Origin of the sequence: Dysgonomonas mossii (assembly GCF_004569505.1) — a bacterium.
Classification (GTDB): domain Bacteria; phylum Bacteroidota; class Bacteroidia; order Bacteroidales; family Dysgonomonadaceae; genus Dysgonomonas.
In genome coordinates this window covers 564,708-588,177 of record NZ_SPPK01000001.1, presented here as the reverse complement: position 1 = coordinate 588,177, position 23,470 = coordinate 564,708, and the positions used below count along the sequence as shown (strand labels likewise).

At 37.3% G+C, this 23,470-nt stretch carries 18 protein-coding genes; 6 read left to right on the top strand and 12 right to left on the bottom strand.

The genetic code is table 11. The annotated features are described in order from the left end of the window. Positions 1–32: 32 nt before the first annotated feature. From E4T88_RS02660 to E4T88_RS02650, 3 genes are all read right to left on the bottom strand, one after another. Positions 33–2,687: an AsmA family protein gene (locus tag E4T88_RS02660; RefSeq protein ID WP_135103926.1), complete on the bottom strand. Its 2,655-nt coding sequence runs from the start codon at positions 2,685–2,687 to the stop codon at positions 33–35. A gap of 303 nt (positions 2,688–2,990) precedes the next feature. Next, entirely contained in the window at positions 2,991–3,887 is an 897-nt protein-coding gene (locus tag E4T88_RS02655; protein ID WP_135103925.1) for a class I SAM-dependent methyltransferase, read from the bottom strand. A gap of 228 nt (positions 3,888–4,115) precedes the next feature. Then, a complete protein-coding gene (locus tag E4T88_RS02650; protein ID WP_135103924.1) occupies positions 4,116–5,621 on the bottom strand; it encodes a helicase HerA-like domain-containing protein in 1,506 nt (501 codons plus the stop codon). 146 nt (positions 5,622–5,767) lie between these two features. Between E4T88_RS02650 and E4T88_RS02645 the strand changes: the two genes are divergently transcribed. The 4 genes from E4T88_RS02645 to E4T88_RS02630 all read left to right on the top strand — a co-directional run bounded on the left by E4T88_RS02645 (position 5,768) and on the right by E4T88_RS02630 (position 11,869). Continuing rightward, positions 5,768–7,078, top strand: a complete 1,311-nt coding sequence (locus tag E4T88_RS02645) for a hypothetical protein (protein WP_228093690.1) — start codon at positions 5,768–5,770, stop codon at positions 7,076–7,078. Between the two features lie 98 nt (positions 7,079–7,176). Then, the gene (locus tag E4T88_RS02640; protein ID WP_135103922.1) at positions 7,177–9,114 is read left to right on the top strand and encodes an ABC-F family ATP-binding cassette domain-containing protein; all 1,938 of its coding nucleotides are present in this window, start codon (positions 7,177–7,179) and stop codon (positions 9,112–9,114) included. An 11-nt stretch (positions 9,115–9,125) separates the two neighbouring features. After that, on the top strand, positions 9,126–9,794 hold the full coding sequence (locus E4T88_RS02635; protein WP_135103921.1) for a GDSL-type esterase/lipase family protein: 669 nt from the start codon (positions 9,126–9,128) through the stop codon (positions 9,792–9,794). Between the two features lie 14 nt (positions 9,795–9,808). Beyond that, complete coding sequence (locus E4T88_RS02630; RefSeq protein ID WP_135103920.1) at positions 9,809–11,869, top strand: M13 family metallopeptidase; 2,061 nt, start codon at positions 9,809–9,811, stop codon at positions 11,867–11,869. A 67-nt stretch (positions 11,870–11,936) separates the two neighbouring features. Here E4T88_RS02630 and E4T88_RS02625 read toward each other — a convergent pair whose 3' ends face one another. Then, the gene (locus E4T88_RS02625; protein ID WP_135103919.1) at positions 11,937–12,674 is read right to left on the bottom strand and encodes a glycoside hydrolase family 25 protein; all 738 of its coding nucleotides are present in this window, start codon (positions 12,672–12,674) and stop codon (positions 11,937–11,939) included. 124 nt (positions 12,675–12,798) lie between these two features. Between E4T88_RS02625 and E4T88_RS02620 the strand changes: the two genes are divergently transcribed. Together E4T88_RS02620 and E4T88_RS02615 are read left to right on the top strand one after the other, a co-directional pair. Further along, entirely contained in the window at positions 12,799–13,182 is a 384-nt protein-coding gene (locus E4T88_RS02620; RefSeq protein WP_135103918.1) for a CD225/dispanin family protein, read from the top strand. Between the two features lie 63 nt (positions 13,183–13,245). Beyond that, positions 13,246–13,659: a DUF2752 domain-containing protein gene (locus E4T88_RS02615; protein WP_135103917.1), complete on the top strand. Its 414-nt coding sequence runs from the start codon at positions 13,246–13,248 to the stop codon at positions 13,657–13,659. A gap of 30 nt (positions 13,660–13,689) precedes the next feature. Here the strand turns inward: E4T88_RS02615 and E4T88_RS02610 are convergent, their stop codons facing one another. From E4T88_RS02610 to E4T88_RS02575, 8 genes are all read right to left on the bottom strand, one after another. After that, positions 13,690–14,811, bottom strand: coding sequence for an aspartate aminotransferase family protein (locus tag E4T88_RS02610; RefSeq protein WP_135103916.1), 1,122 nt, complete (start codon positions 14,809–14,811; stop codon positions 13,690–13,692). A 10-nt stretch (positions 14,812–14,821) separates the two neighbouring features. Continuing rightward, positions 14,822–16,174, bottom strand: a complete 1,353-nt coding sequence (locus E4T88_RS02605; protein WP_135103915.1) for a MutS-related protein — start codon at positions 16,172–16,174, stop codon at positions 14,822–14,824. A gap of 238 nt (positions 16,175–16,412) precedes the next feature. Further along, positions 16,413–17,543 (bottom strand): glycosyltransferase family 4 protein, encoded by a 1,131-nt coding sequence (locus tag E4T88_RS02600; protein WP_135103914.1) that lies wholly within the window; start codon positions 17,541–17,543, stop codon positions 16,413–16,415. Positions 17,544–17,652: 109 nt separating this feature from the next. After that, a complete protein-coding gene (gene argC, locus E4T88_RS02595; protein ID WP_135103913.1) occupies positions 17,653–18,621 on the bottom strand; it encodes an N-acetyl-gamma-glutamyl-phosphate reductase in 969 nt (322 codons plus the stop codon). A 48-nt stretch (positions 18,622–18,669) separates the two neighbouring features. Then, entirely contained in the window at positions 18,670–19,869 is a 1,200-nt protein-coding gene (locus E4T88_RS02590) for an argininosuccinate synthase (RefSeq protein ID WP_135103912.1), read from the bottom strand. Further along, positions 19,866–20,468 (bottom strand): GNAT family N-acetyltransferase, encoded by a 603-nt coding sequence (locus E4T88_RS02585; RefSeq protein WP_221411791.1) that lies wholly within the window; start codon positions 20,466–20,468, stop codon positions 19,866–19,868. Before E4T88_RS02585 ends, E4T88_RS02590 begins: the two co-directional genes overlap by 4 nt. Positions 20,469–20,514: 46 nt before the next feature. Beyond that, complete coding sequence (locus tag E4T88_RS02580) at positions 20,515–20,970, bottom strand: arginine repressor (RefSeq protein WP_228093684.1); 456 nt, start codon at positions 20,968–20,970, stop codon at positions 20,515–20,517. A gap of 157 nt (positions 20,971–21,127) precedes the next feature. Continuing rightward, complete coding sequence (locus E4T88_RS02575) at positions 21,128–23,464, bottom strand: glycoside hydrolase family 3 N-terminal domain-containing protein (protein ID WP_135103909.1); 2,337 nt, start codon at positions 23,462–23,464, stop codon at positions 21,128–21,130. Between the last annotated feature and the right edge of the window lie 6 nt (positions 23,465–23,470).

Sequence of the window (23,470 nt, the reverse complement as noted above, 5' to 3'; positions counted from 1 at the left end):
TTCTTTTCAGACAGTTTTAATTATATTATTTATCAGTTACCGGTGCCTTCTACTTTCTTTATTTGTTCTTCGGCTTTATCTCTCAAGTTCTGACCTTGCTTTTTAGCTTCTTCTACAAGCTTCTTTCCTGCCGCCTTAGCTGCGGCTTTTGCAAGAGGATTACTTCCTGCCTTTTCTTCCAAAGCCTGTGATTGTTTCTCAGCCTCAGCCACCAACTTTGTTGCCGTCGCATCCGCTTCCGATCTAATCCTTTCTATTTGTTTCGCTTTTTCTTCAGACACCTTCGCTGAAACATCAGCTCCTTTCTCTCCACCCAAAAGCTCATTTACGGCAGACGAAGCAGCTCCGGCAACCAACGCCTTGGTGTCTATTCCAATTTTGGGATTTGTAAATGTACCGCCTATTGTAATCGGCACAGACGACACGTAATGGTTTGCCAACGATTTAGGAAGCGTAACAGTGCCTTTGTAGTCGATGCTTTGATCAAGACCTGTTGCCCCCTCTAATTTCATAACGCCACCATTGCCAAAGTTTACATTGAAAGGCTTTGTATTCAGTTTTCCATTATTTATAGTAAACGGCAAATTCAAATCTTTTGTGGAGAATGACTTCAAAGCATCAGTCTTCAATGAAGAAGACAAAGCGGTCAAAGCCTCAACACCTTCTATCTTTACATCATTGGTTTGTAATGCACCACTACCAGTAAGACTTGCTAAAGTCTGCATAATTGTCTCACCTAAAGATGTATTAAATTTGAAGTTCATAGAATATGTTCCTCCTAATTTTTCGAATATAGGAGCAAATTTTTGCACTGATTCGACCGACTTGAATGTTTCAGCAAACGATACTTTCGATAAAGCCAGATCAAAGTTAACCTTCGGAGTTTTAGGGCTTGATGTATCATACGTTCCGCTAACCTTACAAGAACCACCCAAAGCATTAGCTCCAACATTATTAAGAGTAAGCACTCCATTTTTAACAGTCATATTGCCAACCATATTTGTAATGTTCATTTTTCCATATACAATTTGGTTGAGGGCGGCGTTCAATACAAAATCTATATTTTTAGGAATAATAATGTCTTCTGTTGTTGATGATGCTGTTTCTTCTGTTCCGGCAGTTTCGCTACTGATAAAATCATTCGCATTCAGATAGTTTGATTTTATATTCAACTGACCTTTCAGTGTTTGATCTTTCAATGCATAAGCAATAAAATTTTCGAGTCGTCCTGTAGCTGACAGATCATTTTTACCAATCTTCAGGTTCAGTGACGATAGATTTACATAGCGTGGCGAAAATTCCAATCCGGCATCGTTAATCACCACATCTTGCATGTCTTGAGACTTATAAGTCATATTGCTCAATTTCAAACTGCCTGCTGCCGACACATTCTCATATTGTTCTTTTTCGATTGCAGACATCCGAGCTGCAACATTCAGATTAGCAATCATCTTACCATTTAAAGCTGTTCCTTTTTCTAACGGATATACATCTTTAATCATACCTAAATCAATCGTACCATTTGCCTGAGCTTTCAGATTGGGATCGCTCATCGGAGTGGACACATTCAGGCTTCCCGAGAAAGGATTACCTCCCAAATTGAAACTAAACTTGCTGATATCAATAATCATATTATCTAACGAGCCTCCTTTACTGTTTATCACCATAGCAACATTTATATTATTAACAGCTTTGGGTAAAGAAGGGTATTGGAACATCGCATCGTTCACCATTATCTTTACATCAAACGCTGGATAACTATCACCATGCATAAGACCTTTGATATATGCCTCCAACTTTGCAGTTCCTGACGTTTTCACATCTTTAAAATCGGCTGTATACATAGCCGGAACAAGAGATAAGATATCTTTAAATTGGGTATCCGGCGCATTCAGCTTAAGATCGAACTCCATATCTTCATAATCCTTGCCCACCATAGCAAAAGTACCGTCAATAGATGCTTTAAGATCATTTAGTTGTAGGTTACTTTCTTTAAAGGAGAATTGCATCTTATCAAGATTAGCATTGATGGTAGCATCTGCCACACCTTGTATTTTATTCAAATATGGAATGCCATCCATAACAAATGTAACTTCGCCGATAGTAGAATTCGTATTTAATGTTGTTTCGCTAGCTGAAAAATCGCCATGCAGGTCTCCATTCCATTTATTAAGTGTCACTTTCATCTTTGTAGAATCGTTCTGATAAACAAAACTACAATCGTTGACCGTAATTTTTTTCAAATTGAGTTTGAAAGCAGATTCACTTTCGGTTGAAGCAGATGCAGTAGAGTCAACCTTCATTATATCCCAGTTGGCACGTCCGTCTTCAAGCACTTTTGTATATATAGAAGCCTTATCCAGATTGATTTTGGATATATTATATTCGCTGCCAAAAAGGCTCATCAAGTCGATAGTAACACTTGCCGATTTAGCACTCAATAGTGTATCTTTCTGAAAGTCTCCGACACCTACTACCGAAGCATTGTTTAGGGAGAGTGTTGCATTAGGAAAATTGGAAAACAAGTTTAGTCCAAAATCCTTAATATCCACTGTAGCGTTTAGTTTTTCGTTTGCGGCATTCAATACGGCAGTTTTGATTTTATCTTTAAACAAGAAAGGAATTGCTATCATAGCCACTATAAGCACAACGACAACAACACCCGCAATAGTTAGAGCTTTTTTCATACTTTTCTCTTCGATTTTTATACTATGTATTTGTGTTTGTTTATTTTATTAACGGTTTATTCGCAATTTTGTTATAAGTCATGTTATGAAATATATTATATTCGTATATAGCTATATCATGAAAGATTATTCTTGAAAGTTATCATATATTATAAGTAGCAATAAAAAAAGAAACATCTCAAAAGTTACAAATAAAAACATACGAACAACTGTCACTTTTGTCACCTTTTGCTCACAAAAAACAGCATAATAGTATATATACAAGCCACTTACACGAGCAACGCAAATATACAGAAAGTGACACTATTTTCTGATAAAACGGATATAAATACTCAGAGGTAAATTTTTACCGGATTTTTCAGGAACAATCAGTTCTCCGTAGGTGCGATCTTTGACATCAGGAAAATAATCCTTTATAAGGTTATCGGCTATCACAGCCGAAAAGCCCATAGAGTATAGATTTAGTATAAGAAATGAATTGGAATCCTCCAGCAATTGCGAACAAAGAGACATTATTTCGGCTATATTCTCTTCCAATATCCACTTCTCGCCATCAGGACCACGACCATATGCAGGAGGGTCTAGTATTATCCCGTTATATTTCTTACCTCTTTTTACTTCGCGGCGGCAAAACTTAAGTGCGTCTTCTACGATCCAGCGTATATCATGCAGATCAGAAGCATCCATATTTTCACGTGACCACGTGATTACCTGCTTCACAGAATCTACATGCGTCACATCAGCTCCTGCACTTTTAGCAGCAATTGAAGCCCCACCTGTATATGCAAAAAGATTCAATACTTTTGGTTCGGAAACATTGAGGCTTCGAACTGTATCGTATATGAAATCCCAATTCTCCGATTGTTCAGGAAACACCCCTACATGCTTGAAAGATGTAAGCCCCAGACGAAACCGAAGCTTCATTTCCTTATAATGATAGTTGATGAACCATTGGTCGGGCATTCCATTTTTTTGTACCCAAACACCTTTGTCGTTGCCATCTTGAGAAGTCTTCCCTTTCTCCTTCTTGAAAGTGGCATCGGCTGCGTCCTCCCACTCTTTATCGGGCAGAGACTTACGCCATACTGCCTGTGGTTCGGGACGTCGGATAATGTATTTACCAAAACGTTCTAATTTTTCATAATCGCCCGAGTCGATCAGTTCATAATCTTTCCAATGCTGCGGTCTGAGTAATTGCATCTTTATTTCCTTTTATTCAGTCTGAATTTGAAAGCGAAATCAATGCTCAACAAATGTTCGTATTTGAAGATTTTATTGTTTTCTGGGTTCAAGACTACAAAGGTAGGACGATAAATTAATCCGACAGTAAATTTTGAAAAAAAATAAACAAAGATTGTATCTATAAAGAAAACAGCCGAATGGTTGATTCCAGTCGACTGTCTTTCTATAATTTACACATATCAGGTTCTATCTTTTCTTTGATGAGCTTTTGAAAAATGCATTCAACACCTGTTTGGCAATAGGGACAAGCACTGTCGTTGCCATTCTACTCCAAAATCGTTTGTTTTCTACAGCATTCTTTTGGTCAATCTTAGCCTGTTCACGCTGTGCCCTTTCGGCTTCTTTCTGAGCTTTTGCCGTTGCTTTATCCTGCACCGCTTGTTCTTTCTCACTCAAAGTACCTTGCAAACGCTCCGTTAAAATTTCGTAAGCTGATTCTCGATCTACTACTTGTGCATAATGGCGATACAATATAGAACCCTGCGTCATCTGATTACGGGCAGTAGTATCCAATGGTCCGATTTGCCCTTCAGGGGGTAGAATAAAAGCTCTTTCGACCATATTTGGACGTCCTTTTTCATCCAAAAGTGAAACTAAGGCCTCTCCCGTAGCCAGTTCCGAGATTGCCTGTTCTGTATCAAATTTAGGATTCGCTCTGAAAGTTTGCGCCGCAACCTTAACGGCTTTCTGATCTTTCGGCGTATAGGCTCTCAAAGCATGTTGCACACGATTCCCTAGCTGACCTAATACAGAGTCGGGAATGTCTGCAGGAGTCTGTGATATAAAATAGACGCCTATCCCTTTCGAACGAATGAGACGAACCACCTGCTCTATCTTTTCCAATAACGCCTTCGGTGCATCACTAAACAGTAAATGAGCTTCATCGAAAAAGAATACCAGTTTCGGTTTGTCCGGATCACCGACTTCGGGCATTACATCAAACAGTTTGGTCATCAGCCACATCAAGAAAGTAGTATACACACGTGGAGAATTCATTAGCTTATCTGCTGCCAATATATTTATAACGCCCTTCTCTCCTACTGTTTGTATCAGATCGTCGATATTCAGATTCGGCTCTCCAAAGAATTTATCAGCACCTTCTTGCTCTAACGCAATTAATCCACGCTGTATAGCTCCAACACTTGCGGTAGAGATATTGCCATAACTCGTTGTAAAACGATTGGCATTGTTTCCTACATATTCCAATAGCTTTTGTAAGTCTTTCAAGTCGATGATATCTAAAGACTCATCTTTCGCCAATTTAAATATAATAGTAAGAACTGCCGATTGAGTGTCATTGAGAGATAAAAGCCTGCTTAATAGAAGCGGCCCCATATCTGCAACGGTGGCTCTGATAGGTGCTCCTTGATCTCCAAAGACATCCCAAAACTGAACAGGGAAATCTTGAAATTTAAATCCTTTGTCTGCCAATTTGTATGATTCTACACGTTGGGTAACGCTCTCCTTATTTCCTCCAACGGCGGCTACACCGGATAAATCTCCCTTCACGTCTGCAGCAAATACAGGAACTCCCATTTTACTGAATGTCTCGGCCAAGGTCTGTAACGTCACTGTTTTTCCTGTACCTGTGGCTCCGGTGATAAGTCCGTGTCGATTAGCCATTTTAGGAACCATACAGACTTCCTGTTCGGGAGAAATAGCTATAAAAGCTCTTTTTTCATTATCATACATTGGATTATATTTTTTAAGTTTGTTTTCTTATTATATAAAATCAAAAAGGAGTATAAAAAGTTCGCTAATGGTATTACAAAAATAATTATTTATTGCAATACACATCACCAATCGATATAAAGCTTAATTTTATCAAAAAGAATTTATTGAACACATTCGCTAAAATAAGAAAATGGGTAACAGATAATCCGATAAAAAGCATCATTATTGTCGGTACTTTAGTTCGCTTAGTTGTTGCCTTTTTATATCAGTATATAACCCTCTATCCTGATAGTGAAGGATATGTAGACTTAGCTAAGAGAATCCTAAACTTTGATTTTTCAGGCTATGAAGGCCAACGTTCTCCGGGATATCCTATTTTACTTGCATTGAGTAATATTTCTTATTCTACAACAGGTGCACTACAGTTTATTATAGGAATAGTTACTCTTATTTACTTCTACAAAACATGCCTATCGGTGAGGTTGAGCAAAAAGATATCCTTTTACTTAACTATTATATTAAGTTGCTATTTACCAACTATTTTCTTCGAGGTAACTATTCTTACCGAAACACTAACATTGCTAGTTATAACACTTATATTTTACCTGTTTTTTAGAATTCGAAGCGGAAAGTCGGATCAATACACAGTACTAAGTATATTGTGTGGATACCTTGTTTTGATAAAGCCTTTTTATATATTCTTACCCGTAATTCTCTTTTTTATTCTATTAAATGTAAGTTCTTTCAAGTCTCTGTTAACTAAACTGTCTTTTATCTTAATAATTCCTCTGTTTGTTTTTCTAAGTTGGTCTTATGTAAACAAAAAGAATACAGGCTATTTCACCTCCACAACTTTTTACGGATTCAATCTTGCTCAGAACTGTGTCAACTTTGCAGAAAAAACAACACCCGAATATGCTCCAATAGGCAATATATATGTCAAGTATAGAGACAATAGAATTTCTGACAAAGAAATAGCAATGACTATCTGGGAAGCATACCCTGAATTGAAATCGGAAACAGGCTTATCGTTCCCCGACTTATCCAAGAGGCTCTATGATTATAGTATCGCTACAATTAAAGAGAACCCAACAGCGTACTTGCAGCAGGTTTTTATCTCGTGGCGTGACTTTTGGAAAACATCACTGTATTGGGAATATGATAAATTTGCTATTCCTCATGCCAATGAAATACTATTGTATATATGCTACTTAGAAAGGATTCTGTTACAATTAATAAAGATTGCGTTTATAATCCTCATCCCTTACAATATATTCAGAGGTATAAAGCAAAAGAAGATTACCCCTCAACTTACAATATCTATAATAGTATTCACAGCATCGATACTACAAGCTTTTGTTACATACGGAACAAATTCACGATTTAGCTTTCCATTCGAAATGCTTATTGTATTATCTGTCATATTAAATGTTTTAGACATAAGATATAAAAAACTCGAAAGATCTGATATATAATTCGAGTCGGAATAGGCTTGAACGCTGAAAATAAAGATCAAAAATAGCCAGATGCAGTAAAATTGACTATTTTTGTACGTTTTATAAACTTAATTGATGTGATTTCAGTAGAAGGACTAACGGTAGAATTTGGAGGTTTCAGCCTCTTTGACGATATATCTTTTGTTATCAACAAGAAGGAGAGAATAGCCCTTGTTGGTAAAAATGGAGCAGGTAAATCAACCATGCTTAAAATATTTGCGGGGCTGCAAGCTCCTACACGAGGGAATCTTTCCGTACCCAAAGACATAACGATCGGTTATCTGCCGCAGCACATGACCCTAAAAGAAGGTAATACTGTTTTTGAAGAGGCTTCTTTAGCATTTTCTCACATACAGAAGATAGAAACCGAATTAGAGTATGTAAACAAACAGTTGGCTGAAAGAACCGACTATGAGTCGGAAGCCTATCACAACCTGATTGAGAAATCATCTTATCTCAACGAAGAGTTTATGATGTCGGGGGGCGGTAACTTTCAGGCAGAAATAGAAAAAACACTGACTGGTCTCGGCTTTAAACGTACAGACTTTGAACGTCCGACCAGTGAATTTAGCGGAGGATGGCGCATGCGTATCGAATTAGCGAAACTGCTTCTTCAACGTCCAGACGTACTTTTACTCGACGAACCGACTAACCACCTTGATATAGAGTCGATTCAGTGGCTCGAAACATTTCTTTCGACCCGTGCCAATGCCGTCTTACTTGTATCGCATGACCGTGCTTTTCTGGATGCTGTAACCCAACGTACAATAGAAATATCTCTCGGACGTATTTACGATTACAAAGTACCCTATACCAAATATGTGGAACTGAGGCAGGAGCACCGCGAACATCAAATACGTGCTTTTGAAAATCAGCAAAAGCAAATACAGAAAACCGAAGAGTTTATAGAGCGTTTCCGCTACAAAGCGACAAAATCGGTACAAGTACAATCACGCATAAAGCAATTGGATAAGCTAGAACGGCTGGAGGTAGACGATGAAGATAATGCTATGCTGAATCTTAAATTTCCTCCTGCACCACGCTCAGGTTCTTATCCTGTAATTGTAGAAAATGTAGAAAAAAGCTATGGAGATCATCTGATCTTCAAAGATGTAACATTTACAATACATAGAGGAGATAAAGTAGCCTTTGTAGGAAAGAATGGAGAAGGGAAATCTACCTTAGTGAAATGCATTATGAACGAGATTGACTTCAAAGGCAAACTCGAACTAGGACATAATGTAAAAATAGGCTACTTCGCACAGAATCAAGCACAGTTATTAAACGGGGATCATACCGTGTTCGAAACAATAGACTATGTGGCTGTAGGTGATATACGAACTAAGATCAGAGACATATTGGGAGCCTTTATGTTTGGGGGAGAAGCTTCTGACAAAAAAGTAAAAGTATTGTCCGGTGGAGAACGTAGCCGCTTGGCAATGATACGCTTATTACTCGAACCCGTCAATTTGCTTATTCTCGATGAGCCGACCAATCACCTCGATATGCGTTCGAAGGATGTTTTGAAGAAGGCGATTAAAGAATTTGACGGAACAGTTATCGTAGTATCCCATGATCGAGATTTCTTAAACGGGCTTGTAGAAAAAGTTTACGAATTTGGCAACCAACAAGTAATAGAGCACTTAGGCGGAATCTATGAATTTCTTGAAAAGAAAAAAATGGATAGCCTCAAAGAACTTGAAGTCTCTACATCTCCGCTTAATGAATCTGATAAATCTACAGATCAAGAATCTGTAAATAAGTTATCTTACGAAGAGCGAAAAGAATTAGCTCGTCAAATAAAAAGAGTAGAAAAACAAATTTCGGATATAGAAAAAAGTATAGAAAGTAAAGAGAACAAAATAGCCGAAATAGAACTTAAACTAACAACACCGGAAGGTGCGGCCGACGCTTCTCTATTCGAAAGACATGGACTATTATCAAAAGAGTTGGAAGACGATATGCTCAAATGGGAAGAATTGACTGTTGAACTTCAAAATATTTCGAAAGACTAAATTTGCATTCTATGAGAACTATATTGTCAATTTTGATGTTATTTTGTACTATGATTTTATCGGCACAAGAAATACAAGAAAATATCCTTGAAAATAAAACCTATCTCGAAAGAATGGCTTACTTCAAGGCAAACCCTCTGACTAATGGGCAAATAATATTTTTAGGGAATAGTTTGACACAAGGCGGGAAATGGAATGAATACTTCCCAAATCAAAAACCTGTAAACAGAGGTATATCTGGTGACAATACATTGGGGATGCTCAATCGGTTAAACGAAATTATAATTGCTAAGCCAAAGAAAGTATTCCTCATGGCAGGAATCAATGATATATCTCTCAGCAGATCGAATGAGAAAATAATGATAGGCATCAAGTCTATCATCTACCAAATAGAAACAGGCTCGCCTTATACAAAAATCTATGTTCAAAGTCTATTGCCAATCAACAACAATAGAAATGTATATCAACGAATGTTGAATAAAGAGTGGCAGATAGAACAGTTGAATAAAGAGTTAAAAGCTTTCTGTGAAAAGGAGAATATAACCTTTATCAATATTTATCCTGCATTTTTGAGCGAAGACAGAACCTTAGATGCCAGATACACAACGGACGGATTGCATCTGAACGATAACGGATACACAGTTTGGGTAGACCAAATACGAAAATATGTAGAGGAGTAACTAATTTAATTTATATGAACAAAATCTATTTCTATTTACCGATTGCCGCTCTCGCTCTAACGCAAGTGAGCTGTAAACAAAAGGCAAGCGCACAGGACTCGGATGCTGATATTATGAATATCGCACAGAAATTTGATACTGCCAATTTGGATATTACAGCTATCCCCGGCAATAACTTTTACCAATACGCTACAGGCGGTTGGGCAAAGGCAAACCCTATGAAAGACGAATATGCACGCTATGGTTCGTTCGATCAATTGGCTGAACGAAATCAAGAGCAAGTAAAAGGTCTTATTGAAGAATTGGGTAAAACAAAACATGATCAAGGATCTATAGCTCAAAAAATTGGAGACCTATTTGCGTTGGGAATGGATAGTACGAAGCTGAATGCCGACGGAGCAAAACCTATAAAAGCTCAGTTGGATAATATAAACAAAGCTTCTACAACAGCTGATATAGTAAAACTAACGGGAGAACTAAGAAAATATGCGAACTCTCCATTCTTTGGCCTATATGTAGGTGCCGACGACAAGAATAGCTCTATGAATATTGTTCAACTATACCAGGGAGGTCTGGGATTAGGCGAACGCGATTATTACGTAGCACAAGACTCTACATCGGTTGCTATCCGTAAAGGATATCTCAACTTGATAAAGACTCAATTTGTAAATGCGGGCTACAGCGAAGCTGATGCACAAAAATCAGCTGACGTAGTTCTAAAAATAGAAACAGCTTTAGCAAAAGATCACTTCAAAAAAGAAGATACCAGAATTCCTGAATTGAATTATCACAAAATGAATGTTACCGATTTGAATAAATCAGTAGCTAATTTTGACTGGAAAGCCTTCTTCGATGCAGCGGATGCTAAAGACTTTACAGAGATCAATGTAGCTCAGATAAAACCGATTGCAACAGCCGTAAATTTGATACATACACTACCTATCGATGAATCGAAAGCTTATCTTTCATGGTGCTTGATCAATTCTGCTGCCGGGTATCTTAGCGACAATTTTGTAAATGCAAACTTTGACTTCTACGGAAAACAACTAAGCGGTCGCAAAGTATTACAACCTCGTTGGAAGCGTGCTGTAGGAGTTGTGGATGGAGCTCTCAGCGAAGCTGTAGGTCAAATGTATGTAGAAAAATACTTCCCTGCTGAAGCTAAAGAAAGAATGCTGAAGTTGGTGAAAAATCTACAAGTAACATTGGGCGAACGCATCAACAACTTGACATGGATGAGCGATGCAACGAAAGCTAAAGCTCAGGAAAAACTGAACTCTTTTACGGTTAAGATTGGTTATCCGGACAAATGGAAAGACTATTCAACGCTTAATATAAAGAAAGACTCTTATTGGGAAAATGTAGTACGGGCAAGTGAGTTCGATCATAACGAAATGATCAAAAAGATCAACAAGCCTGTAGATAAGAGCGAATGGCATATGCCTCCGCAAATGGTGAATGCATACTATAATCCAACAACGAATGAAATTTGTTTCCCTGCGGGAATTCTACAACCTCCATTCTTCTATCTAAACGAAGATGATGCCGTTAACTATGGAGCTATCGGTGTTGTTATCGGTCATGAAATGTCTCACGGATTTGACGATCAAGGATCTAAATATGACAAAGAGGGTAACCTGTCGGACTGGTGGACAAAAGAAGACTCTAAGAAATTCAACGAAAGAGCTCAGGTACTTGTTCAACACTTCAACAAAATAGAGGTTCTTCCGGGTGTATTTGCTAATGGAACATTTACTTTGGGAGAAAACATCGGAGACTTTGGTGGACTTCAAATTTCATACAATGCATTCGAAAAAACAGATGAAGCTAAAAAAGGCGATAAAATAGACGGCTTTACTCCGGCTCAACGTTTCTTCTTATCTTATGCAGGAGTATGGGCAGGTAATATTCGTGATGCAGAAATCCTACGTCGTACAAAAACAGACCCGCATTCTTTAGGTAAATGGCGTGTAAATGGCACATTACCTCATATCGATGCATGGTATAAAGCATTTAATATCACAGAAAAAGATTCTCTATATATTCCAAAAGAAAAGAGAGCTGATATCTGGTAATATAAATAGGTTTTAAAAGAAATGGGTTCGTTTTCTACGAACCCATTTTTATTTTATAGCCTTATTATCAATCTTTCTTTATCAGTTGATCAAATTCCTCTCTAGTTCCGGCAAATGCGTTCAGGTCAACATCCGTTTTTATGCCTTCTATTTTCCCTTTATTCGTATATTGCCAAAATAACCATTTACGCCCATCAGGCAGCTTTGGCTTAGAAACTATATCTCTTATCCAAATGGGATTATCAACGAACTGTCCGATCATGTAGTTCTTATAGAACTCATTTGTAGTGTAGATAAGCACCTTCCGTTGATAATGATTTTCCAGAATCTCTATAAACTTCGCAATTTCTGCGATAATATCTTCTTTACGATTTTCCTGCTGACAATTTCCGCCATACTCCAAGTCGATAATGGGCGGAAGGTCTATACTATCTTTAGGTACATAATGAATATAATTTCTGGCCTGTGCATCCCCATCTTTACAAAATGTAAAAAAATGATAAGCACCTACCGGTACATTATGATGAATGGCTAGTCTCCAGTTTTCCTGAAAAAGAGAATCTTTATGATTACCTCCTTCTGTAGCTTTTATAAAAGCAAATTGAACGGATTGCTTGTCTAATTTTCCCCAATCAATTGTTTGTTGATGATGAGAAACATCTATGCCTTGTACCGGATACTCTTCAAAAGAAGGGTAGTTCATTCGTATATATCCTTTGGTATAAGCAAAGTATAAGCCGGTTATAACAAGAGCTATAATCAATATCGCACCAAGGGAAGAATATATGATGAGTTTCTTTTTCATACAGATATTAAAGTTAACACGATAATATTATTTTTAGTGAAGATAATAATTACTATTTTCTTTTAATATGTAGAAATTATATTTATTTTTGATAAAAATTATTAATCTTAAAAATCAGATAGTTATGTCAGAATTTAATACAGAAAATCAAGATTACCAATCTTCTCCCTATCAGGCTAATAATTTAGATGATTTTGCTAAACCCGTTAAACCGGATAATAACTTGGTATTATCAATTGTAGGTACAGTACTAGGACTATGCTCTCCATGCTGTATAGGACTGATATTAGGTGTTATTGCAATCGTATTTTCTACACAAGTAGATTCAAAATATAATGCCGGAGAATATGAGGCAGCACAGGGAAATGCACAAAAGGCTAAGATTTTTGCTTTGATTGCCATCGGATTATTCGCTCTCAATTTAATCTATGGTATTATTATGTTTATCACAGGCGGAATGGATGCTGTACTTGAACAATACAAAGAGGTTCTAAAATATGCTGAATAAATAAATACTAAATAATTAATATATTTGGAAAGGTAATCGTAGCAATTACCTTTCTTTTTTTATATGAGAAAATATATAGGATATATCATTATTATAACTATTCCTTTAATCATAGCATTTGTCTATTACAATTATTATGCAACAACCGGGAATATATGGAGTAAACAGTGTAGTTTTCACGAGCTAACAGGACTTCAGTGCCCCGGATGTGGCGGTCAACGATCTTTTTACCATCTGCTACACGGAAATATATTGCAAGCATTACGGTATAATGCTCTATTAATAATTATACTCCCCTTCTTGCTATATATATATTTCCTCTTAGCTCAGGTTTACATATTAAAGAACAAGAACTATCTGAAATACTTTAACTTTTCGGGCAAGCTGGGATATATCTTTATCACCGTATTAGTCATATTCTTTATCCTACGGAATATACCCATATCTCCTTTTATTTACTTATCTCCTCCTCAATAAAAGAAAGAAAGTGGCTTTCGCCACTTTTCATTATATTACTTTCTTAAATCTTTCGAGGAATATATTTGCCTGATCAATAGTCAAACAAAGAGGAGGCAATAAGCGGAACACATGAGTTCCTGTAGCTCCTGTAAAGACTTTCTCTTCGAAAAGAAGCTTCGATCGTTTCTCTTTAATAGGTTCGTTAAATTCCATCCCAATCATCAATCCTCGTCCACGAACTTCTTTTATCTGAGGGATCTTTTTCAACTCTTGCATCAGGTATTCACCAACATTGTAAGCATTCTCGACCAGCTTCTCTTCTTTCATAATATCCAATACTGCAATAGCAGCAGCACAAGCCAAATGATTTCCACCAAAAGTAGTACCAAGCTGACCATATACAGCCTTAAACATCGGATTGATGAGCACGCCTGCCATAGGGAAACCATTACCGATACCTTTAGCTACAGTTATAATATCAGCTTGTATATCTGCATACTGGTGAGCGAAAAACTTACCACTACGCCCATATCCCGATTGTATTTCGTCCAAGATAAGGATAGTTCCTGTCTCGGTACAAATATCACGAAGCTGCTTTAAAAAGCTGTCCTCAGGCACTTGTATTCCTGCCACACCCTGAATACCTTCAATCAAAACAGATGAATACTCTTTAGTTGCAAGCTCTTTCTTTATAAATTCAATATCATTGAATGGAGCAAACACATAGTTCGGATTCATATTCACAGGAGCTGAATATGCCGGAATATCCGTAGCCGCAACTGTAGCTGATGTACGCCCATGAAACGCTTTGGCAAAGGCTAACACCTTTTTTCGTCCATTATGGAAGGAAGCCAACTTTATCGCATTTTCATTTGCTTCTGCACCCGAATTTATCAGAAATAAAAAATAATCGGGATAGCCACATTGTTCTCCAAGTTTTTGAGCAACCTCCTGTTGTAATTTGTTTATAACAGAGTTTGAATAAAACCCAAGCTTATTCAATTGATCTGTTAGCTTTTCTACATAGTACGGATGAGTATGTCCTACGGATATCACAGCATGCCCGCCATACAAATCCAAGTATTCATTTCCCTTGTCATCATATACATAGCATCCATTACCTTTCACTATGTTAATATCAAACAGTGGGAACACATCAAATAATTTCATTTTGTATATATTAATTAGTTATATTATTTATCAAATCTATCACACCCTCTTTATTTATTATATACATCCCAAGTCTTACATCCGAGACCCCCTCTTTCAATTTATAGGTATAAACCGGATGCCCGTCTTCTTCCTTTATATCAAAGTAACTGAACTGAATATTAGGTTTTGATTCCAACTCTCTCGCCGCTTCTACAATATGGGTTGATATAACAAAAAACGAGGTTCTAATTTTAGCAAAGGCAGAAACAACCGCTACTGTTCCATCGTAAGCATCTTTCACATTTGTTCCTCTGAACAGCTCGTCGAATAGAACCAATATTCTGTTATTTGCTTCCAGCCTATGAGCAACATCCTTGATCCTCATTACCTCTGCATAGAAATGGCTATAACCTGTACTCAGATTATCCGAAATATTTATAGTTGTACTCAATCCAGACAAAATACCTATTTTCATTTTACCGGCAGGAACAGGAAAACCTGCGTGTGCCAAGTATACAGCCACACCCAGCGCTTTTAGGAATGTTGACTTACCCGCCATATTAGGTCCCGATATGAATAATAGATTCGACTGGTTGTCAAAATGCACATCATTCGAGATAGCATTTTCTACAAAAGGATGGAATAATCCTTCCAAATCAAGTACAGTCTCTGTTTGAGGTAATATATCTGGGTATTGTAAATGATATTTAGCAGCCGCTTTTGCCACCGCAAACAAGGCATCATATTCATGTACAAGGTCTAGAAAGAAATGTATATGTTTCTTATCCGTATAGCGAAACATATAATCGAGCCTCATTATATCATAAGACTTGTATTTTTTCATATCCTTTATCTCTTTGTATGCCTCTTTTTGGAAAAGCTCCAGAACAATATCGTTATTCTTCACTAAGAATACAGGAGCATCATCCTCTTTAAGTTTGTCAGCCAAGATAATGGAAAATTCATATATATTCTTTAGGAGGTCTACAGTCGAAGTAACACCTTTTTCAGCAAGATAATATTCATTACTGCTTGTACTTATCTTGTCCGCAATCATTTTCTCTATAGCCGTAAACCAAGAAGGCATCCGTGTAGGATAATCGGGCTGCCGTAGATAGTATTCAGTAAAATCCAAAGCATCCTTATCAAGATTCAGACCATTCGGGAAATGTTTATGAAAAAAGGAAATCGTCTCCTTTCTTTCCGTGATCTGCTTATAGTCAGCCAAAGGATTTGCAAGATACTCGTATAACTTTTTCTTACCTCCAATGCACTGTGTATGATTAAATAAACCAACAACAGACAATCCTTCTTTGACTGTTTCAAAGATTTCAAGGTCCTTCTTCGTCTGACTATCTACTTCAAATTTCATATATTTCATGATTATAAGGTTTTATCGGTTCTATACAAAATAGATATACTGTAGAACCTTTTTCCATAAACCTTATAGTTTTTTAGTTTAAGAACTCTGACTTTCTATTAAAAGGTGGCAACCAACGGTCACAGGAGCGAAACGTACGTAAAAGTAACACTTATCAGTATGCTCTTTATTGTTACTTTATCCTTAAAAAACGTCTATAATAGATAATCTTATAAGCGGAATATAATCCTTATAATCCTTACAATTCTTTCATATAACCTACAATGGTCTTCATTGCCGTATCCCAATTCAATCGGGATTCGAAGTCATGGTAAGCCGACAGGGCCAACTCATTATAATAGCTTTTATCCTCGAATGTTTTATATATCTGTTGCGCATACTCTTTAGGTTCTACTTGGGGGCTTAGAATTATCCCATTCGTATCATTCACGATAGAAGGAATTCCTCCTGTTGCAGTCGATACACACGGAACAGCATACGACATAGCTTCAGAAAAAACAATCGGTGTACAGTCTGCCCGTGAGGGAATAAAAAGAAAATGGCTTTGCAAAATCAAATCTTCTACCTTTTTCATACCTTCGGGAGTGGCTTTACTTATACGCCCATGATTGATTATATAAGGTGGTAAGTTCTCTACCGGCAAATCATCGATACCTACAATATGTAATTCGGCTGGTTGACGTAGTTCTTCATTCAAATACCGAACAGCATCGATGGCAATATCACCACCTTTACGAAACCAGTCAACACCTAGGAAAAGAATCTTACAAACATCTGTACTTCTTTTTTTAAGTATATCTTTTATCTCCTCTAAAGATATTTTCTGAGTAGTAATATTTGCACCAAAAGGTACAATCCTTACTTTATCCCTATCCGCATTATAATCTTTGATTGCACTATCTGCAGCCCACTGAGAACTATAAATAGCCAAACTACTTGAGTCTAATGATAATTGCTCCATCTGATTTCCTTCTTTAATATACTGCTGACTAAGATTTGAAAAATAGTCATAGTAATTTATCATCGAAGCAAATGTAGCATCAGTATATATAACCTTATGCTTATTTGTTTTCAGATAAGACATAAGAGTTGAACTGTGAGAAAATAATATATCTGTAGCCGGATTCAGATGTGCTGATATCTGTTTTGCATAACTTTTTCCGAATTCGGGTGACCGGTCTGCACGATATATTTTGTTTCGCCCATATAACTTATTCTTTACCTTCAGCGAGAATGTCCAATCTTCTCGCAAACCTGTTATATAATCCACGTTGGAGTGTTTAGCCAGATTTGTTGCCATAAAATGCACAGTGCCCGACCAATGCTTTATGTCTATGGATGGAAAGTTTGTTATATAGGTTATGTTCATAACTCTTTCTTTTAAGTAAAGATAAAGATATTATTCAAAAGAATCTCTTTTTAGTTATAATAGGATATGCTTCGTTAAAAACTAAGCTTGACAAGAAAAATAATCTTAACTAAAAAGCAGATGCTTTCAAATTCAACCCTATAGTTTCTTCCAAACCAAAAATCAGATTCATATTATGCACTGCCTGACCCGAAGCTCCTTTTACTAAATTGTCGATACATGAAAGAATAAGCAGTTTATTACCATGTTTCTCAAGATGTAAAACACACTTGTTTGTGTTTACAACCTGTTTTAAATCGATATTCTTATCCGATATAATCGTAAACGGGCTATCCTTGTAATAATCTTTATACAATTTCTCCGCATCCTCTATTGTACCGTCGTAATTGAGATAGGTAGAGACAAAAATACCTCTTGTGAAGTTTCCACGCATAGGGATAAAATTAATATCTCCATTAAAATTTACCTGTAATTGATTTAGCGACTGTTTGATTTCCGTCAGATGCTGATGTTCGAAAGCTTTATAAACTGATATATTGTTTTCACGCCAACTGAAATGAGATGTAGCAGAAGGCTTTACCCCTGCCCCGGTAGATCCTGTGATAGCATTCACATGAATCTCAGAAGTCAGCTGATTTGCTTTTGCTAAAGGTAACAATCCTAGCTGTATAGCTGTTGCAAAACATCCCGGATTAGCCACATAGGAAGACCGCTTGATTTCTTCTTTATTCAACTCAGGAAGACCATAAATAAAATTATTTCCTACTGCTTTATGTCGATAATCTGTAGAAAGGTCAATTATTTTCAGGTGATCGGGGATATCATTCGCATCCAAGAACTTCTTAGTATCACCATGTGCTGTACAGAAGAATAAAACATCAATCTTGTCATAGGGTAATTGATCGGTGAAACTCATATCTGTTTCTCCCAAGAGGCCTCCATGTACATCTGTCAGCTTATTCCCTGCATTACTTGTACTATTTACGAATACAAGTTCTACCTGTGGATGATTGAGTAATATCCTTATCAGTTCTCCGGCAGTATAGCCTGCTCCACCTATTATTCCTGCTTTTATCATTTATTTTTATATTTACCACAGAGTGAACGGTGTGGTTGATCTTAAATATTATTTTCCGTTTTTCTTCTGCACACTATGATATATCTTATTTGTCATAGCATATATCTTGGTAAATCCTTTGGCATCGTCGGAAGTCCAAGCTTTGTTCATTTCGCCATATTCACCAAAGTCTGCTTTCATCAAGTCGAAATCACTTTCTACTCCTACAAGCGTATAATGATAAGGTTTCAGTTCTATGATAACACGACCTGAGACATTGCGCTGCGAACTTTCGAGCATAGCTTCTATATCACGCATCACAGGCTCTAGGTATTGCGCTTCATGTAAAAACATTCCATACCAATTACCTACCTGATCTTTCCAATATTGTTGCCACTTGGTTAGCGTATGTTTTTCCAGCATTTTATGAGCATTGATTATAACAATAGGTGCAGCGGCTTCAAAACCCACACGTCCCTTAATACCTATAATAGTATCACCTATATGCATATCGCGACCTATAGCATAAGCGGAAGCAATTTCTTCAATTTTCTGTATCGCCTTTACTTTATCAGTATATTTTTCACCGTTAACAGCAGCTATTTCACCTTCTTCAAAGTCAATAGTCAGCATTTCCGAGTCTTGTTTTTTCAATTGAGAAGGGTATGCTTCCTCTGGAAGAGTTTGATTCGATTTCAATGTTTCTTTTCCACCGATACTTGTACCCCAAAGTCCTTTGTTGATAGAATACTCCATTTTTGTGAAGTCTGCTTCATACCCATGCTCTTTCAAATAATTGATTTCATATTCACGAGTGAGCAGCAAGTCGCGTGTTGGAGTAATTATTTCGATACCGGGTGCAAGCACATCAAAAGTCAAGTCGAAACGAACCTGATCATTACCGGCACCAGTACTTCCATGAGCGACAGCGTCAGCACCTATTTCTTTTGCATAGTTAATAATAGCAATTGCCTGAAAAATACGCTCCGAACTAACAGATATAGGGTATGTACCATTACGCAACACATTGCCAAAGATCATATATTTGATGCTCTTCTCATAATACTCTTGTGTTATATCAAGACTAACATGTTTTGCAGCACCTAGTTTATAAGCCTTTTGCTCTATAACCTTAAGTTCGTCAGCAGTAAATCCACCCGTGTTTGCAATTGCTGTATATACCTCATATCCAAGATCAGCAGATAAATATTTAGCGCAAAACGATGTATCTAATCCCCCACTGAATGCTAAAACGACTTTCTTTTTCATTTCTTCAATTGCTTTTTTAGGTCTTTTATGATTGTTTTTATTTCTTTCTTGTCTTTCTGCTTCTCCGGATCGAAAAGCATCGCTGTACAAATACAGTATTTACGCTCGGTACGAGTAAGCACATCGTAATTTACACAACCTTGACAACCACGCCAGAAAGCATCATCATCCGTCAGCTGAGCAAATGACACAGGCACATAACCAAGTTCGGTATTTATTTTCATTACTGCTGCTCCCGAGGTCAAACCAAATACCTTTGCATCAGGAAACATCGCTCTGGCCAGCGAAAAAGCATGTTGCTTGATTTTTTTCGCTAAGCCATGTTGTCTGAATTTCTCAACAACAATAAGTCCCGAGTTAGCAACATATTGCTTGTTTCCCCACGATTCGATATAGCAAAAACCAGCAAACTCTTCCCCGATAAGGGCTATAATTGCTTTGCCTTCTTTTATTTTAAGTTCCAAATATTCAGGTGAACGTTTTGCAATCCCTGTACCACGAACTTTTGCAGCAGCTTCTATAGTATCTAATATTGTTTGCACATAGCCAAGATGCTCTTCTCCGGCTATTTGTATGGTGAGTTGTTGTTGCGCCTCCATTTTTTTGTCTAACACAAGTTCTTCTATATTGTTCATTTTAGTTGATCTATTCAATGTTTGGAATAAAGGTAGATAGTGAAGCTATCACTTCCTCTCTGCTCACATTTTCTTTTGGTATAATCAGTATTGTATCATCACCGGCCACTGTACCCAAAATGTACTTTGAAGCCTTATTGTCTATTTCACCTGCTATCGCCATTGCATATCCGGGGCGGGTTTTGATTATAGCCAGTTGTCCTGAGAATTCTATCCCGACAAAACCAAAGGATGAAAGCGGAGATTCTTCCGGAGTCGTAACCTTCGCTTCTGACAACTGATATGTATATGTCCCTTTCGATGTCGGCGCTTTAACGATTTTCAATTCTTTGATATCGCGCGACAGCGTAGCCTGAGTAAGCTCAAAGCCTTTTTCTGTAAGTATCTTAAGAAGCATATCCTGACTATTTATATCATTAGTCTGAAGCACTTCTTTTATTATTTTGTGTCTGAATCTTTTAGTCATACATGTATAAATATACAAACAAGATGCAAAAATATACATTATATTGCATATTTGAAATTTTTAATGTATAAAATATATAAATAAAAAAGACTGTAGCAATATACTACAGTCTTCATCAAATTTGATTTGCTATGCTTTATCTCTTACAAACTTATCTTTATAATGATATTTTCTCTTGTAATTTAATATTATCAGAAGAACTACCTACCATAAAAGTAAAGTCTCCGTTCGGCTCAACAACTCTATTCATTTTCTTATCTATAATAGAAAAGTCGTCCTTTGTCAGTAGAAGCTTAATCGTTTTGGTCTCACCTTTCTTCAAATTGACTCTTTCAAAGGTTTTCAACTGCATAATAGGCTGCACAACAGAAGCCCTATTATTTCTCAGGTATAACTGAACAACTTCGTCTCCATCAAGATTTCCGGAATTTCGAAGTTCTACAGTAACCTCAACTCCTGAATTGCTCTTATTAATCTTCAAATTACTGTATTCGAAGCTGGTAAAGCTAAGTCCATAGCCGAAACTATACAATGGCTTACTAGTCATCTCCACATAATCGTGACTTGCCGGGTTCCTGTGATTATAATATACAGGTAATTGTCCTACCGATTTAGCTACAGACATTGGTAGACGTCCCGCAGGGTTATATTCACCAAACAGAACATCAGCTATCGCATTGCCGCCTTCTTGCCCCGGATACCAAGCTGACAGTAGTGCATCTGCATTCTCTGCTGCCCAGTTCATATTCAGCGGACGACCTTGAATATACACCACGACAAAAGGTTTGCCGGTGGCTTTTATAGCCTTCAATAGCTCTAATTGTTTTCCCATAAGATCTAAACTAACTCTATCAAAGCCTTCGCCGCTCTCCATATCGCTTATGCTATGCTCATCAGCAACAGCAGCACCTGTTTCTATATATTTTGTTTTAAAATCACGTGCACTGGAACCTCCAACCACAACGACAGCCACATCTGATCTCAGGGCGGCTTGTACAGCCTTATCGATATCAGTGTTTAGGGTATCTCTGATAGCACAGCCTTTTACATATTCTATTTGCGACTGTTTAAGCTTAGATCTGATACCATCCAAAACAGTCTTAACATTGCTATCATCCTGTGGTGCAGTATAATCGCCTAACTGATTGTATACATTATCAGCATTAGGACCTATCACAGCAATTTTCTTTATTCTACTCTTATTAAGAGGTAAGACATTATTTTTGTTTTCGAGTAATACAATCGACTCTCTTGCTACTTGTCTTGCCAATGCCTTGTTTTCTTGTGTTCTAACAACCTGTTGTGCATTGTTTTCATCGACATATGGATTTTCGAAAAGTCCCATATCGAATTTCAATTTAAGTATTTTATATACAGCCGAGTCAATCTGAGTTTCACTAACCATGCCTTTTTTTACAGCGTCAGACAATGTAAAGAAAGCATTACCACCCAAGTCGCAATCAAGTCCTGACGTTAAGGATAATATAGCAGCTTCCTGTATTGTTGATACAACATAGTGACTTCCTCTCAATCCTTCGATACTACCCAAATCAGACACAGTAAAGCCTTTAAAACCCCAATCTTTGCATAGTACATCCTTTAGCAAATATTCGTTCGATGTACAAGGAATACCATCTACAGAGTTGTAAGCAGTCATCACAGACAAAGCCCCTGCTTTAACAGCTTTTTCGAATGGAGGTAAATAGTTTTCCTTCAAGTCGCGCATTCCCACACTATTGCTATTACCATTATGTCCACCATCGGGGATTCCATAAGCAACAAAATGCTTTAAAGTAGAAATCAAACTGTATGGTTTACTCAAATCTCCACTACCAAAACCTGTCACAAAGGCTTCTCCCATTTTAGAGATCAGTACAGGATCTTCTCCATACGTTTCTTCCACACGAGACCATCTGGCTTCCCTTGCCAAATCTAAGACGGGACCATATCCGATATGCGAACCCTGAGAACGTGCTTCTTTGGATATTACCGCACTCATTTGTTGGATAAGACTAGGGTTCCATGTTGCCGCTTGTCCTATTGCAGTGGGGAAAACAGTAGTACCAATCGCCATATGCCCATGAGGACACTCTTCAGCAAGGAAAATAGGAATACCCAAGCGTGTATTCTCCATTATATAGCGCTGTAAAGCATTACCCGCTTTAGCAGCCAACTTCGGACTCAATCCGTTTTCTAATGTTTTTTTAGTCCATGGGTCTGCCCTAAAAGTAGCCCAGAGCATACCTATATGACGCTGTTGAACATACTCTTCAAACTTTTTAGAGTGTGTCACCTGATCTCCGTTGCGTTCATACATCTCCCAACCAAGAGGACAAAGCAACTGACCTACTTTTTCCTCCAAAGTCATGTGACTGATAAGATCGACAGTACGCTCTTCGCTTGACAGCTTTGGATTTTTGTACTTATAGGCTTGTTGAGCACTTATTGTTTGAAATAGAAAGAGAGCAATAATGCTTAATTTAAAATAATTCATAAGTAT

Coding starts and splice junctions, on each gene's coding strand:
- E4T88_RS02660 (WP_135103926.1), bottom strand. CDS start 2,687: ATGAAAAAAGCTCTAACTATTGCGGGTGTTGTTGTCGTTGTGCTTATA.
- E4T88_RS02655 (WP_135103925.1), bottom strand. CDS start 3,887: ATGCAATTACTCAGACCGCAGCATTGGAAAGATTATGAACTGATCGAC.
- E4T88_RS02650 (WP_135103924.1), bottom strand. CDS start 5,621: ATGTATGATAATGAAAAAAGAGCTTTTATAGCTATTTCTCCCGAACAG.
- E4T88_RS02635 (WP_135103921.1), top strand. CDS start 9,126: ATGAGAACTATATTGTCAATTTTGATGTTATTTTGTACTATGATTTTA.
- E4T88_RS02630 (WP_135103920.1), top strand. CDS start 9,809: ATGAACAAAATCTATTTCTATTTACCGATTGCCGCTCTCGCTCTAACG.
- E4T88_RS02625 (WP_135103919.1), bottom strand. CDS start 12,674: ATGAAAAAGAAACTCATCATATATTCTTCCCTTGGTGCGATATTGATT.
- E4T88_RS02620 (WP_135103918.1), top strand. CDS start 12,799: ATGTCAGAATTTAATACAGAAAATCAAGATTACCAATCTTCTCCCTAT.
- E4T88_RS02615 (WP_135103917.1), top strand. CDS start 13,246: ATGAGAAAATATATAGGATATATCATTATTATAACTATTCCTTTAATC.
- E4T88_RS02610 (WP_135103916.1), bottom strand. CDS start 14,811: ATGAAATTATTTGATGTGTTCCCACTGTTTGATATTAACATAGTGAAA.
- E4T88_RS02605 (WP_135103915.1), bottom strand. CDS start 16,174: ATGAAATATATGAAATTTGAAGTAGATAGTCAGACGAAGAAGGACCTT.
- E4T88_RS02600 (WP_135103914.1), bottom strand. CDS start 17,543: ATGAACATAACCTATATAACAAACTTTCCATCCATAGACATAAAGCAT.
- argC (WP_135103913.1), bottom strand. CDS start 18,621: ATGATAAAAGCAGGAATAATAGGTGGAGCAGGCTATACTGCCGGAGAA.
- E4T88_RS02590 (WP_135103912.1), bottom strand. CDS start 19,869: ATGAAAAAGAAAGTCGTTTTAGCATTCAGTGGGGGATTAGATACATCG.
- E4T88_RS02585 (WP_221411791.1), bottom strand. CDS start 20,468: ATGGAGGCGCAACAACAACTCACCATACAAATAGCCGGAGAAGAGCAT.
- E4T88_RS02580 (WP_228093684.1), bottom strand. CDS start 20,970: ATGACTAAAAGATTCAGACACAAAATAATAAAAGAAGTGCTTCAGACT.
- E4T88_RS02575 (WP_135103909.1), bottom strand. CDS start 23,464: ATGAATTATTTTAAATTAAGCATTATTGCTCTCTTTCTATTTCAAACA.